The 13785-nt window shown below is 43.5% G+C and carries 9 protein-coding genes; all 9 read right to left on the bottom strand.

Annotation, left to right across the window (positions count from 1 at the left end):
* Positions 1-510 precede the first annotated feature (510 nt).
* The 9 genes from nusA to BJP34_RS32490 all read right to left on the bottom strand — a co-directional run bounded on the left by nusA (position 511) and on the right by BJP34_RS32490 (position 13234).
* A complete protein-coding gene (nusA, locus tag BJP34_RS32450; RefSeq protein WP_070395890.1) occupies positions 511-1800 on the bottom strand; it encodes a transcription termination factor NusA in 1290 nt (429 codons plus the stop codon).
* Positions 1801-1971: 171 nt separating this feature from the next.
* Positions 1972-2433, bottom strand: a complete 462-nt coding sequence (rimP, locus tag BJP34_RS32455; RefSeq protein WP_070395891.1) for a ribosome maturation factor RimP — start codon at positions 2431-2433, stop codon at positions 1972-1974.
* A 729-nt stretch (positions 2434-3162) separates the two neighbouring features.
* Entirely contained in the window at positions 3163-4665 is a 1503-nt protein-coding gene (locus BJP34_RS32460; protein ID WP_070395892.1) for a hypothetical protein, read from the bottom strand.
* A gap of 304 nt (positions 4666-4969) precedes the next feature.
* Entirely contained in the window at positions 4970-6316 is a 1347-nt protein-coding gene (gene gor, locus BJP34_RS32465; protein WP_070395893.1) for a glutathione-disulfide reductase, read from the bottom strand.
* A 230-nt stretch (positions 6317-6546) separates the two neighbouring features.
* Positions 6547-7080 (bottom strand): peroxiredoxin, encoded by a 534-nt coding sequence (locus BJP34_RS32470; RefSeq protein WP_070395894.1) that lies wholly within the window; start codon positions 7078-7080, stop codon positions 6547-6549.
* 129 nt (positions 7081-7209) lie between these two features.
* Complete coding sequence (locus tag BJP34_RS32475; protein ID WP_070395895.1) at positions 7210-7539, bottom strand: YbjQ family protein; 330 nt, start codon at positions 7537-7539, stop codon at positions 7210-7212.
* Between the two features lie 85 nt (positions 7540-7624).
* Positions 7625-9016, bottom strand: a complete 1392-nt coding sequence (locus BJP34_RS32480) for an NAD-dependent malic enzyme (protein WP_070395896.1) — start codon at positions 9014-9016, stop codon at positions 7625-7627.
* Positions 9017-9159: 143 nt separating this feature from the next.
* The gene (locus tag BJP34_RS32485; RefSeq protein ID WP_083305464.1) at positions 9160-11958 is read right to left on the bottom strand and encodes a tetratricopeptide repeat protein; all 2799 of its coding nucleotides are present in this window, start codon (positions 11956-11958) and stop codon (positions 9160-9162) included.
* Entirely contained in the window at positions 11948-13234 is a 1287-nt protein-coding gene (locus BJP34_RS32490; RefSeq protein WP_070395897.1) for an RNA-guided endonuclease InsQ/TnpB family protein, read from the bottom strand. The genes BJP34_RS32485 and BJP34_RS32490 overlap by 11 nt, the downstream gene beginning before the upstream one ends.
* Between the last annotated feature and the right edge of the window lie 551 nt (positions 13235-13785).

A 13785-nucleotide genomic window follows, 5' to 3' on the forward strand; every position in this document is an offset into this window, starting at 1 on the left:
GGGTAACTTTAAGTTAATTCTCCCCCAGAATTGGGGGTTGGGGGGCTATAAAGACTGCTGTCTTCAGGCTGATATTACTAAATGTTAAATTCGCCAGCAGTATCAAATTTGGGGGACCAACGGGGGCTTGACCAAAACCAAATGTCGCGCATTCATTCCTTGATTCAGCAACGCCGGTAAAACTGGTATGGGCGTGCCCGGTGGTGTGAGCAGAAAATGAAAAACTATAGTAGTAGAGATACTCACACCCTTGAGACTCGGATGACTAACACAAGAAGAAAATCACCACACCCACCTGAAGTAGGGGGGGTAGACTAACGAGCGCAGAAGTGGAAGGATTGAATAAGTCATTGGTTTGGAAGAAAACTGTCAAACAATTCTTGACCAAAGCTGATACCGCGCACCCCACTACCATTCTAAACCGACAAGCTTAGGTGTAGTATTTTATACCATAACCAGTCTCAACCTTGGCCAAACTTTCCTCACCTCAGGGTGAACCCCTAAAATTCCTCATTCTTCTTCTTCTTGAGTAATCAAATCAAGCACTGGCTCAGGATCCAGTACATTTTCTGGCATTTCTACTCCTTCTTCGTAATCTTCCTTTAACTCATTGCTATCGACATCTTCTTCTAGGGTATCCTGTTTAGAGATGTCTGTAGTCTCTTTTTTGTATTCCGCAGCATCTTTAATGTCAATCTTCCAGCCTGTAAGGCGGGCGGCAAGGCGAACATTTTGTCCCTCTTTGCCTATAGCTAAACTGAGCTGGTCTTCTGCTACTAAAACATGGGCTTGACGTTCTTCTGGATTAACTAGTAGCACTTGATCCACTTGGGCTGGGCTAAGAGCGTTAGCAATATAGGTAGATGGGTCAGGAGACCAACGAATTACGTCGATTTTTTCACCTCGTAGTTCATTCACCACCACTTGAATGCGGGAACCTCTAGCACCAATGCAAGCTCCCACCGGATCTACATCTCGCTCCAGGGTATCTACAGCAATTTTAGTCCTTGGTCCGACATGACGAGAAGGAGGATTAGCTTCCCGTGCCACTGCAACAATCCTTACCACCTCATCTTCTATTTCTGGGACTTCGTTGGCAAACAGATAGACCACTAAACCAGCTGCCGCTCTGGATACCACCAGCTGAGGACCACGGTGAGGGCCTTCCCGGACTTTTTTGAGATAAACCTTAAAGGTGGAGTTAATGCGATAGTTATCATTGGGGAGCTGTTCCCGTTTGGGCAGTTCGGCTTCTACCTCTGGCCGACCAAAACCACTGCTGAGTGCCATAATAACAGACTGCTGCTCAAACCGTAGTGATCGAGATTGCAGAACAGTTCCTTCTAGGTCTTGAAACTCTTCCTTAATCAGCTTACGCTGTTGGTCTCGGAGTTTTTGAGAGAGCACCTGCTTGGTTTGAATCGCTGCCATGCGACCAAACTCTCCTTGGTCTGGAGTCACATCCAAAACCACTGAATCTCCCAATTGTGCTTCAGAGGCAACTTCCTGGACTTCTTTGAGAGAAATTTGATGGTCACTATTTTGTACCTCTTCGACAATGGTTTTGGTAGACAAAACGCGGAAGCCTTCTTCTTCAATATCAAGATCGACTTCAAAGTTGTCAAAATATTCTTCGTCAAAATGAAATCGTTGGTCTAGCCGTTGAGAACGGCGATAGCGCTCATAGCCTTTTAGCAGTGCTTCTCTTAATGCCTGTTGAACTGCAGACTTAGGTATATTGTGGCTTTGACTAATTTCTTCTATCATTGCCTTAAGTCCAGGCAAACTAACTATTGACATCAGCAAATCTCCGTCTTAAATCTATCCATGGCAATTGTGTTGGGATTTAAAGTAAATCAAGTTAAACTTCAATCCTCAATCTTGAAGCTTCTAGGGCAGAAGCACTTGTATATCTATAGTCGAGCCATTGTATTTACAAGTACTGCCCCCCTACCAACCTTCAAGCAAAATTTAACCCCCATCATCGAGTTTTACTCTGGACACGAGCTGACGGGGAATGGCAAACGCGCGACCCTTGAGATTGAGATAAACTCCGCTCTCATCCCGGCGAATTAACTGCCCACGCCACTCTTGCTGCCCCTGATAAGGTTCAGATGTCTGAACAATCACACCAAACCCTTTGAAAGAAATGAATTCTCGGTCTGTGCTTAAGTCCTGTGTGATCCCAGGACTGGAAATTTCCAAAACGTAGGTGTCTAAAATGATGTCCTTAGCATCTAACTGAGCTTCTAAAGCACGACTCATGCGTTCACAGTCATCCAAGCTAGTGTCACGAATGGGATTGCGGATATAGACACGCAGCACGGGTGGGCGTCTGTTGGTCTGGAAGAGAGCCTCTACAATCTCTAATCCTAAATCTTGAGCCAATGGCGTGGCTAAATCGATTAGTTGTGGAATCAGGGGATGAGTCATGGCACCAATCCAATAAAAAAAGTGGGGTCAACCCACTTCATGGCAAATTCTTTTCCAAGAAGTCTAACCGCCCAAAAGCTTATGGACATCTACATAGCACAAGCCCAATGTCTAGTGCTATGTTTGAGTCTAACGCAATTAGCAACTCAAATGCTGGCCTGATCAAAACTTGAACATGGGTAGTTTTGAAGTCTAATCCCTGCTTGGTGTCTGGTGCGTTAGCACTTTCCCACTTCACAGCCCTATTTCCTCAGGTGCGACCCGTGGCGAATTAAATTCACCGTTCGCGTAGCGTCTCCTACGGAGAAACGCGCCCCGCGTCTCCTACGAAGAACGGAAAGCGCACTTTAGAGCAAGCTGACCCTAGAAGTCAACTTGATTTTTGTTGACCAATAAGTATTTTAGCTTATGGTCATTATTCGGTCAAACTTTATGAGTTTATTTCAATATTTACAATAATAAAAATTTTTTCTGTTTTTTATCCTGCATATATTATACTAAATTCAAGCATTAAACTGTTATAAATATGTCAATAGATAATAATACTTAAGCAATAATTTACTAGCGTTATTTTTTTTATTTAATTATAGTGTTTTTAATAGCTATGATCTACTATTTTTTTTATATTCCTTATTTGCTATTCTCTCTTACATGTTCTGATAATCCGCTGTTGTTTCCTAAAATATAGTACGAAAGTAGCTAACCCAATTAAAAACTTCTATAGTACTATTACTGAAATTTTTGACGAATTGCTCTGGTTTCATCTAAAATTTTATCTAAGTCTTCTTCAGATAAACGCCGGACATAATTTACTTTAAATTCCTCTAACCAAGCTGTAATCAAATACTGAATCTCTTGTAATCTATCCTTGGTCTTAATTTCTGCCCCTAAGGCTTCTCTTAAATTTTTGAGTAGGTGTTGCAGGAGTTCGTCGGCAACTGGGTCTTCTTGTATCAGAGCATTAATCCCATCATAGAGTGCCTCAAAAATGTTTTTCACCAATTCCTCTGTTAGCTGCTTCTGAAATTCTCCTAGTCCTGGTAGATTCTGAAGTCCCTGATAAAGTGTGGACTGTTGAAACCCCATGTCCACATAATGTTTCATGAGAGCCTCTAGATCAGGGCGGATTTTGGGTAACACTTGATCAACTGTCATCTTTACCATCATGCTGGTGAGTTCTGAAACTTCATCAGTGTCATTAAGGTCAATGTAGGGGCGGACTTCCTGTTGAGACAACCATTTGGTAATTTCACCCTGGCTAATGGAGTCCTGAACTTCGTTAATAAATTGAATCACGACCACTTCCGTCATCTCTTGAGCAATACTGGCAACAAATCCGGAGCGGATTTCTTTGCTAATGGCACTCAGGTCTATTAATTTAGCTTGATCTAAACGAATAGTAATGGGAATAATTCGTAACCACCGCCATAAGGGTATTATAAAAAATATGTCATACCAGCGCCACAGCATCGCATTTTGCCACTTGAGTCCAGTGTGACGGCGACTGATCAACCAGGTACGAGCCAAAAACTCCGTACCAAATAAGATAAAAAATGGGAAATCAATCAGTCCGAATAGGTCTATGAATTCGCCATTTTCTCCAATTGGACGGTAATAGTTAGTGTCGATTAAGGGTTTAATCTCGGTGTTGAAAAATCCCAAACCTTCCTCTTGACTATGACTGGCTAAATACTTTTGAGTCCAAAACTGACTAAATGACTCTTTTGCTGAATTGTTAGGATTTGGTATGTGCTTACGCATCTTATTTTTAATCTTTTCCAAGTTGCCAGTTTTATTGGCTACTTGAAAAGGATTCGTGTCAATCATTTCTGAGCTAAGTTCGCGCAGCTCCTTGAGTTTTTTTTCTACTTCTATAGACGAGAATCCTATGTTTTGAATCTGGTTTTCCAGTTGCTCAACTTTGTCCAAATATTTTTTAGTATCTAGGTTGTCTTCAATACCTTTAACTGGGTCGTATAACGGAGTGATATCAGGAATGGGAATCGAGAGTGGAAAGCCTTTGGATTTGATCGGACCAATGCTAAAGCTAAATACCTGAATTTTCTGATGTAGCCAGAAATCCCTTAAGGGGATATAGCTGAGGTCAAAGAACACTAAAAGCAGATTAATCAAGGCGATGATCGCCATTAATCGTTCAAACCAAAGAATGCGGCGGGTTTTAACTTTATTAGGTATTTTGACGAATTTTTCTAATTTTTGTAAAGATGACATGGGGAAACTTGGGCTTTCTACCACTAGATGCTGATGTTTAACTCAGATGTATTGAGTTTCTTGGCGCAGCCATTCCTTCCTGATAATACAGTTCTAGGGGCTTTTTTAGGATTTATTCTGATTCAGTAGTGTTGATATTGAGAACTCAAAGAATTTAAGCACTTAGCAATAATGCCTTATTAGAGGCATTCGTGAATTGAATTGCTATAAATTTTCACACCTCTGTGATGTGAAAGCGCTATAGTACGAAACTAGGGCGTGTGTTCACGCCCTAGTTACAACTGTATTGAAATTTTTGAGTCCCTTAGCGCATTGTGACAAACTCTTCTGCAGAACTGGGATGAATGCCAACAGTAGCATCAAAGTTAGCTTTGGTAGCTCCGGTTTTCAATGCGATCGCAATTCCTTGAATAATCTCTGCTGCATGGTCTCCTACCATATGAGCACCCAAGACTTTGTCAGTGTTTTGGTCAACCACTAACTTCATCAGGGTTTTTTCATCCCGACCGGGTAGGGTATAGTACATCGGTCTGAACCGAGAACGATAGACTTTTACCGCATCCCCATATTTCTCCCGTGCTTCGGCCTCACTTAGACCAACCGTAGCTGCTTCGGGTGTGGTGAAAATTGCGGTTGGGACATTCTCGTAGCTCATGATCCGGGATTTGCCACCAAATACGGTATCGGCAAAGGCACGACCTTCATTAATCGCAACAGGAGTTAAGTTCATGCGGTTAGTACAATCCCCTACGGCAAAGATATGGTCTTCTGTGGTAAGACTGTACTTATCGACTGCGATCGCACCGTTCTCAATTGCTACTCCAGTATTCTCTAAACCTAGATTCTCGATATTGGGTCTACGACCTGTGGCAGCTAAACTGACTGCATCAGCAATTATAGTTGTTTGTGATTGTCCTTGTACCGTTACATTCAGACCGGCTGATGTGTTTTCAATAGCGATGATCCTACTGTTATTTAACACCCGAATCCCATGGTTCTCCATGGCTTGTTGAATCTCGGAACCGATTTCCGCATCAAATCCCCGTAAAATCTGATCACGACGAATAACCACGGTGACCTCAGAGCCTAAGCCATTGAGAATACAGGCAAACTCGACACCAATATAGCCACCCCCAAGAATCACGATCCGCTTCGGTTGTTCCTTGAGGTGGAAGATATCATCAGAGGTAATCGCGTTTTCAATTCCGGGAATATCGGGCTTGACTGGATGTCCTCCTACTGCAATCAAGATTTTCTGGGCAGTTACTTTGCGTCCGCCAATTTCTATGGTGTGGGAATCCACGAACTTAGCATAACCCTGAAACAGTTCTACCTTGGAGTTATCCAACATACGTTGGTAAATGCCATTGAGGCGTTCTGTTTCCTGATTGACTGCTGTGATCATTGTTGTCCAGTCCAGGGTACTGTGTACCTTACTCCAGCCATATCCCTGTGCCTCTTCAAATTGATCAGGAAAATGGGAGGCATAAACCATCAGCTTCTTAGGAATGCAGCCACGATTTACGCAAGTTCCACCTAAACGGTCAAATTCTGCAATGCCTACTTTTGCCCCATATTCGGCAGCTCGTCTAGCTGTAGCAATTCCTCCGGAACCTGCACCAATAACGAATAAATCAAAATCGTAGCTCATGACTCCCCCAAACTTCTGAATTACTATTCCGTGGAAAGATTACTTATATTATCTAGATAAACGCAATAGGCGTTCGGAGGGAAAATTTTACTGATCCCCCAAAATAATAATTTTTGTTTAACTCTCAAGTAAATCCACGATTATCAGGACTTATGCACCAAACTGAAAACAGTAGAGGCATTGCAGGTAACGCCTCTACTGATAAAGCCTTAAGTAAGGTCGGAGGGATGTTACTTTTTAGCTGATTTCAAGTAGTTGAGCATTGTATCTGCATCTGAGACCTCGAAGGGATCAGTAGGGCAGTTATCTTCATAGCCTGGTTCTACAAACATTTTTTCAATCTTGCCGTCATCTACCACCATAGAGTAACGCCAAGAACGCATACCAAAACCGAGATTATCTTTTTCTACCAACATCCCCATTTTGCGGGTGAATTCCCCATTACCATCGGGTAGCAAGAAGATATTCTGAACCCCTTGCTGTTTGCCCCACTGGAACATCACGAAGGCATCGTTGACCGATAAGCAGATCACTTGATCAACCCCTTGTGCTTTGATCTCATCAAAGAGTTCTTCATAGCGGGGTAAGTGGGTTGATGAACAGGTGGGTGTGAAGGCACCAGGAAGGGAAAATAGCACGATACGCTTACCGCCAAAAATTTCCTGTGTAGTGCGGTCTTGCCAGCGGAAGGGATTGGGTCCAGCAACTGACTCATCTCTGACTCTGGTCTTAAATACTACGTCGGGTACTTGATTGATAACCATCTTGTCTTACTCATTCCTTTATGATTGTCACTCTTTAATCGTAGTCGTAACGAGTATGAGTTGTCAAGGAAATTTAGCAGATTTAGTTAAACCACAGTTGACGGGTACCCGTCAACTGTCAAGCACCCCTTAATTCTTGATTTTGATGGCTGTGCCAGTTGCAGTAATCAGTAGCAGCACCCCCTTTTCATCAACGTTAATTGTGCCAGTATCCATAGCAATGCCAATCACAGCATCTGCTCCTAGTTGTGAGGCACGTTGTTTTAATTCTTGGAGGGCTTCTTGGTGTCCTTTTTCAAAGACTTTTTCATAACTGCCAGTACGTCCCCCAATTAAATCTCGAATACCGGCAAAGAAATCCCGCAGTGCATTGGTGCCGTAAACTACCTCAGCAGTGACAATGCCTAAATACTCTTCAACAATCGCACCTTGAATAACATCAGTAGTGGTTACAATCATCAGTCCTGCCTCAAAAAATAGATTAAATGCGATCAGAATAGCTAATTTCTAGAGCTCAATTATGAAATTATTCAAATACAACTACTTAATGGCATGCTACACCATCCTGACGTGCTGCCCTTTGCACCGCAGCAGCAACCGCAGGAGCGACTCGCTCATCAAAGACAGAGGGAATAATATGTTCTCGATCTAAATCACTGGGATTAATCAGGGATGCGATCGCAAAAGCTGCTTCGAGACACATATTGACGGTAATGGTTGACGCCCGACAATCTATAGCGCCACGAAAAACCCCTGGAAAAGCCAGAACATTATTAATCTGATTCGGATAGTCACTACGACCTGTAGCCATTACTGCTACATCATCTACTACTAATTCTGGCTGAATTTCCGGGATAGGATTAGCCATGGCCATGACAATGGGCTTATTTGCCATCGACCTAACCATGTCTGGGGTTAGAACCCCAGGTACACTCACCCCAATAAATACATCGGCATTACCAATGGCACCAGCCAGAGTACCCGAAGCATCCACAGCAAATTCTTGCTTTTGCTCAGTCAAGTTAGGGCGTTTAGTGGAAATAATGCCTTGGGAGTCGCATATCCAAATTGCACCTGCACCAGCTTTACGGAGTAACCGGGCAACTGCCATACCGGCAGCGCCAGCTCCATTAATAACAATTCTTACATCTTCTAGGGATTTCTTGACTAGCTTCAGGGCATTGGTCAAGGCAGCAAGGGTGACAATAGCCGTACCGTTCTGGTCATCGTGAAAGACTGGAATATCTAATTCCTGCCGGAGTCTGGCTTCAATATCAAAGCAACGGGGAGCACTGATATCTTCTAAGTTAATACCACCAAAAACCGGCGCGATAGTTTTAACGGTTTCCACGATCTGATCCGTATCTTGGGTAGCTAGGCAGATAGGAAAAGCATCAATACCAGCAAATTCTTTGAACAGCATTGCTTTACCTTCCATCACTGGCAAAGCGGCTTCTGGCCCTAAGTTACCCAACCCCAACACTGCACTGCCATCGGTGACCACAGCAACCATGTTGCTTTTAATGGTAAAGGAGTAGACCTGTTCTGGGTCAGATGCGATCGCTTTACAAATCCGACCTACACCAGGAGTGTAAGCCATAGCCAATTCAGATTGATGCTTGAGGGGGATTTTGCTGTTGACACTGATTTTGCCACCGCGATGGAGGTTGAAGGTGCGGTCATAGACATTTAGGATTTGGACATCGCGAACTTCTGACACTGCTTGTACAATCTGTTCAGCGTGTTCACTGCTAGCTGCATCTACGGTAATCTCACGAGTAGCAATTTTCCGAGTTTTCTCCACCACCATAATTTCTCCCAATTGACCGCCAACAGATGCGATCGCTTGAGTTACGCTGGCTAACATCCCGGCACGGTTGGGGTATGTTAAGCAAATAGTCAAACTGAAACTAGGATTTGGGGTCAGGTCTACCATGCTGTATGATCTGGGATTCTAGAAATATCTTGGTGCAAGCTGATTTCCTGCTATTTCAATCTAGACTAAACTAGACTTTAGTTCATAGTTGATCGCAAGCATGGGATAGGAATAATTTAGGAACCGAGGAGATCAAGAGGATTCTAGCTTCCAATCAACTGCCAGAACCGATCATCTTCTGAAATAGCCTCAAAATCCGGGTCATTACTGGCCTCTTCCCGATACCTTGGATTTAGCTCAATCGCCTGCTCTAGGTTTTCCACAGCTAAAGTCACTCCACCCTGGGAAGAATAAACGATTGCTTTGTTATAATAACCAGCAGCATACTCAGGTTGAATCTCCAAAGCCCGATTAATGCTTTCCAATGCCTGATCATTCTGTTCTAGCTTGACTAAGGTAGAACCTCTGTAATTCCAAGCTTTATGGGAGTCGGGATTTAATTCAATAGCCTTGTCAAAAGAGGCAACAGCTTCTTGGTATCTTTCTAATACATCCAGAGCCATGCCTCGATTCAACCAGGCTACTGTATTATCTGGCTGAACTTGGACAGCTTGGTCGAAGGATCCAAACGCCTCTTCATGCTTTTGTAGCATGCCTAGTGCGACTCCTCGGTCAACCCAAGCTTGATGATAATTTGGCTGAATTTCTAAGGCCTTGTCATAGGAAGCGATCGCATCTTCGTAGCGTCTCAACCGTCTTAGGGTCATGCCCCGGTTTAACCAGGCTTTATAGTGGTCTTGCTTGAGTTTAACCACCTTATTCAAAGCAACCACTGCTCCTTCATACCGCCGCAGTTCCATTAAAGCCAGACCTCGTTGATACCAGCTATCTGGGTCATCTGGCTTGATCTCAATTACTTTGTCATAGGAAGCGATCGCATCTTGATACTGCTGTAATTCCCATAATGCCATACCTCGCTGGTACCAAATATCAGGGTTATTCGGTTGAAGGTCAAGAGCTTGATCATAGGAAGCGATCGCATCTTGATACTGCCCTTGAGAGAATAGAGTATTCCCCTGATTCACATAGTCATCTGGATTCAAGAACAACTTAGGATGGTTCGATTTGAGGCGTTCTAATTGTTCCGTCAGAGTTTGAGTGTTTTGCAGCACTTCAGACAGAGCAGCTTCTGCAATGGATGTTGGGGAAATCTCTGCTAGTTGTTGTATAATCTTATCCTTCTCTGTTTGAGCATCAGATTTGACCTCAGACAGCTGAGCCGCCAAGGTTGTTTCCAATTTGTCCAGATTTTGAAGGATTATATCTTTTCGATTTTGAATCTCCGACTGTAAATCAGAAAGTTGAGTTTTAGCCTCTGTTTCTAATTTTTCCAGACTCTGAATGGTCTGATCCTTCTGGGTTTTAATTCCTGACTGAGAGTCAGAAACCTGAGTGTTCAAGTTAGTCTCTAGCTCTTTCAGATGCTGGATAGTATTATCGATTTCCCCTTCAATCTTCGACTGATATTTTGTGATTTGTTCAGTAATGTCAGTCTCTAATTGCTCTAGCTTCTGAAGGGCTAAATCGATTTTATGTTGAGCTTTTTGTTCAGCATCGACCTTAATCTCAGATAGCTGAGGAGTAAACTCTGTCTCTAGCTGTTTTAGATTTTCTAGTATTAAATCCCGTTGCTGTTGAGCCTTGGCTTCAAGTTCAGACAATTTTGATGCAAACTCTGTCTCTGATTGGTTCAGTTTCTCCAATACTTTATCTTGATGCCCTTGGACATTGGCTTTGAGTAAAGATAGTTGAGGAGCAAAATCAGAGGTGAGTTTTTCTAGATTCTTGAGGTAACTGTTCCTTTCTTGATCAGCCTTTGCCTTCAGCTCAGACAGTTCAACAGCAAAATCAGACTCTGATTGATTTAGTTGCTGCAGGACTTTATCCTTATGTTCTTGTACATTCCCCTGAAGTTCAGATAGTTTAGGAGCAAAGTCAGCACTTGATTTTTCTAGGGTTTGCAGGTAATCTTTGCTTTGTTTTTGAGCCTTGGCTTTCAAGTCAGACAGTTCGGAGCCAAACTCAGTCTCTGATTGCTTCAGTTTCTTCAGTATTATCTCTTTCTGGCCTTGCACATCCGCCCGGATTTTCGATAATTCTGGAGTAAATTCAGCACCTAATTTTTCGAAATCTTTTAAAGTTAAGTCCTTTTGGTTTGCCGCAGTTTCTTTCAGGTCAGACAGTTCGGAGCCAAACTCAGTCTCTAATTGATTCAGTTTCTTCAGTATTATCTCTTTCTGGCCTTGCACATCCCCCTTGAGTTCAGATAATTGGGGGGCAAACTCAGCGCTTAAGTTTTCTAGATACTTCAGAAAACTATCCCGTTGCTTTTTAGCGTCTTGCTCGAGTTTAGACAGTCTTGATGCCAAGTCAGTCTCTAATTGTTCTAGCTCTTGTTGAGTATCGTTTTTTTGCGTCTTGATTGTCGTTAATGCCTGTTGCTGGGACTGAGACAATTTGGATAGCAGCTTAGATAGATTTTCTCGTTTAACACTTAGGTCTTCTTTAAACTCTGCCGCCTGCTGATCTAGATCCAAGGCAATGTCTTCAGTTTTTTCTAGGATACTTTGAACATTTTTATTAGCACTGGCAATCTGATCTTCCAAGTCAGTCAGTTCATTGAGGTGAGCTCTCACGATTTGGGCAACCTCACGAATCACAGACCTTCTTAGCAGCCACAACGCTGCGATCGCAGCCACCAGTAGCACTACCAGAGTGACCAGCACAATCAGCAAAACATTAGACAGGAGCGTCACCCGCTTAAAGCTAAGATTTGCATCAGTTTGAACTGGCTTTTGACTTGAGCCCTGAGCGACTATCTGTTTTGGAGGGTCAGGTTCGATGGATTGGGCACTGCCAAGGCCAACAGGCAACAGGAAGAATGACAAAACAATAGTGCTTCGCCACACCAGTGCTAACATGTCTTGATTTTTAAGCTTCATCAGAACGTCCTTTCTCTGTTGTTGACACTCCCCGGGCCTTAAGGCGCGGGGATTCTTTCTTCCCAGGGATTCCAACGAACTTGCCCTCAGAAAGCATCTTGACCGTGTGTCCCACGGCTGCAAGCCCACGTAGGCAGACTACTTGAGCGGCTGCCACATCTCTATCTGTGGTATAACCGCAATTTTCACAATGATGGACACGCTCAGCCAAGGTCTTTTTGCCAGTTTCAGTTAAACAATTGGGGCAAATTTGGCTAGTCTTTTTAGAGTCTACTTTTTGGAAGTAAACTCCACGTTTAAAGCAGCACTGCTCTAGTATTTGGAAAAACTGACCCCATCCTGCATCTAAACAGTGCTTACCCAGCATACCCCTGGCCAATCCTTTCAGGCTTAGATCTATGTCCTTCGGACAGGCTTCGCCAACAACAAAGATCATTCCAGCCCAATCACAAAGATTATGAGCTAATTCCCAATGGTAATTCTTCCTGACGTTAGCGATTCGTTCGTGTAACTTACTGACTTTTGCTTGTGCTTTGCGACGGTTACTACTTCCAATACGCTTCCTACTTACCTTCATCTGCAGCAATTTAAGCTTGCGTTCGAGGCGCTTAAAAGGGCGCGGATTAGGAAACAATTTACCGTTGCTGACGGCTGCAAAATGTGTAATTCCCACGTCAACACCCAATGGTTCCCCATGAGGCATAATCTGGGGAATATCCACATCCCATTGCAAAGTCAACATTACATACCAGCCAGTAGCACGCCTGACCACCCTGGCTTGCTTGATTACAGCATCTGCGGGTATTTCCCGTGATTGCCACATCTTCACCCAGCCAATCTTGGGTAATTTGACTCTCCCGGATTCAACCGGTTTGACTCCTAGTTGTGGAAAGACAAAAGACCGCATTTGCCCCTGCTTCTTGAAGCGGGGAAAACCATGCCCTTGCTCCCATATATTAACAAAGGCTTTTTCTAGTCTTTTGAGGGTTTGCTGCAAAACATGGACTTGAACAGCTCTAAGCTCTTCAATAGCTTTCCTAGCAGCAGTTAACCCACGGCACTGACTGGCATAAGTGGGACGTTTAGTATCGGCTGAAATGATGTACTCACTACGGACAGAGCAAGCGTTAATTACACAACTACGAGATTTATACCAATCCTTTCTTTCCCCTAGTCCATAGTTATAAACTTTGCGACACTGTTCAAGCCAGTTTTCAAACAAAGATACTTGCTTAGCGTTAGGTTTTAATTTGAACTCGTAGGTTAGATTGAACACTTTGCTCACCTCCAAGTCTCAACTAGATGACATTCTTGAGCTAACGAAAGCGCCTTAATTCAAAGACATAGGATTTTTAAAGCCTGCCTAGAAGGGCGGGGCTTGAGACCCACTATTTTTGGTCATCTTGTGCTTCCCATAGAGGCTCTATCTTACGTGCCAAGATCAACTCCCCTACGTGAACTACCCCAATCCGCTTCACTGAGATTGGGGCGCGCCCTTAACTCAGCTCATGGAGAGACGGTTTTATTCGTCTTCGGAGCTTCCCGCTTCAATGGGTCACGCCTTTTTGTACTTGTACAAATTGGTCTTACTGTCCCTCCACAGGCTCAGAACCGCGTCCCACAGTCCTAAACTCAACTCGCCACTCTCACCTTGGTATGACAACAATCGTCAACCAGCTGGGGCAAGAGTCTTCCCTGAACTCTGCTCTTTTTGTACCAAGCGTCTTACCGCTACGAACGGTTATCTGTTCCGAGACAGTCAGGCGGGTCAACAACCAATACTAAATTAGTGCCAAATAACACGCTTTGACAACTCTTGAGGGGGAG

Origin of the sequence: Moorena producens PAL-8-15-08-1 (assembly GCF_001767235.1) — a bacterium.
In the GTDB taxonomy this organism is placed as follows: domain Bacteria; phylum Cyanobacteriota; class Cyanobacteriia; order Cyanobacteriales; family Coleofasciculaceae; genus Moorena; species Moorena producens_A.

Bases quoted from the DNA above. Each gene is read 5' to 3' on its own strand.
- BJP34_RS32460 (WP_070395892.1), bottom strand. From the start codon at position 4,665: ATGTCATCTTTACAAAAATTAGAAAAATTCGTCAAAATACCTAATAAA.
- nusA (WP_070395890.1), bottom strand. From the start codon at position 1,800: ATGTCAATAGTTAGTTTGCCTGGACTTAAGGCAATGATAGAAGAAATT.
- BJP34_RS32475 (WP_070395895.1), bottom strand. From the start codon at position 7,539: ATGATTGTAACCACTACTGATGTTATTCAAGGTGCGATTGTTGAAGAG.
- BJP34_RS32470 (WP_070395894.1), bottom strand. From the start codon at position 7,080: ATGGTTATCAATCAAGTACCCGACGTAGTATTTAAGACCAGAGTCAGA.
- BJP34_RS32480 (WP_070395896.1), bottom strand. From the start codon at position 9,016: ATGGTAGACCTGACCCCAAATCCTAGTTTCAGTTTGACTATTTGCTTA.
- rimP (WP_070395891.1), bottom strand. From the start codon at position 2,433: ATGACTCATCCCCTGATTCCACAACTAATCGATTTAGCCACGCCATTG.
- BJP34_RS32485 (WP_083305464.1), bottom strand. From the start codon at position 11,958: ATGAAGCTTAAAAATCAAGACATGTTAGCACTGGTGTGGCGAAGCACT.
- gor (WP_070395893.1), bottom strand. From the start codon at position 6,316: ATGAGCTACGATTTTGATTTATTCGTTATTGGTGCAGGTTCCGGAGGA.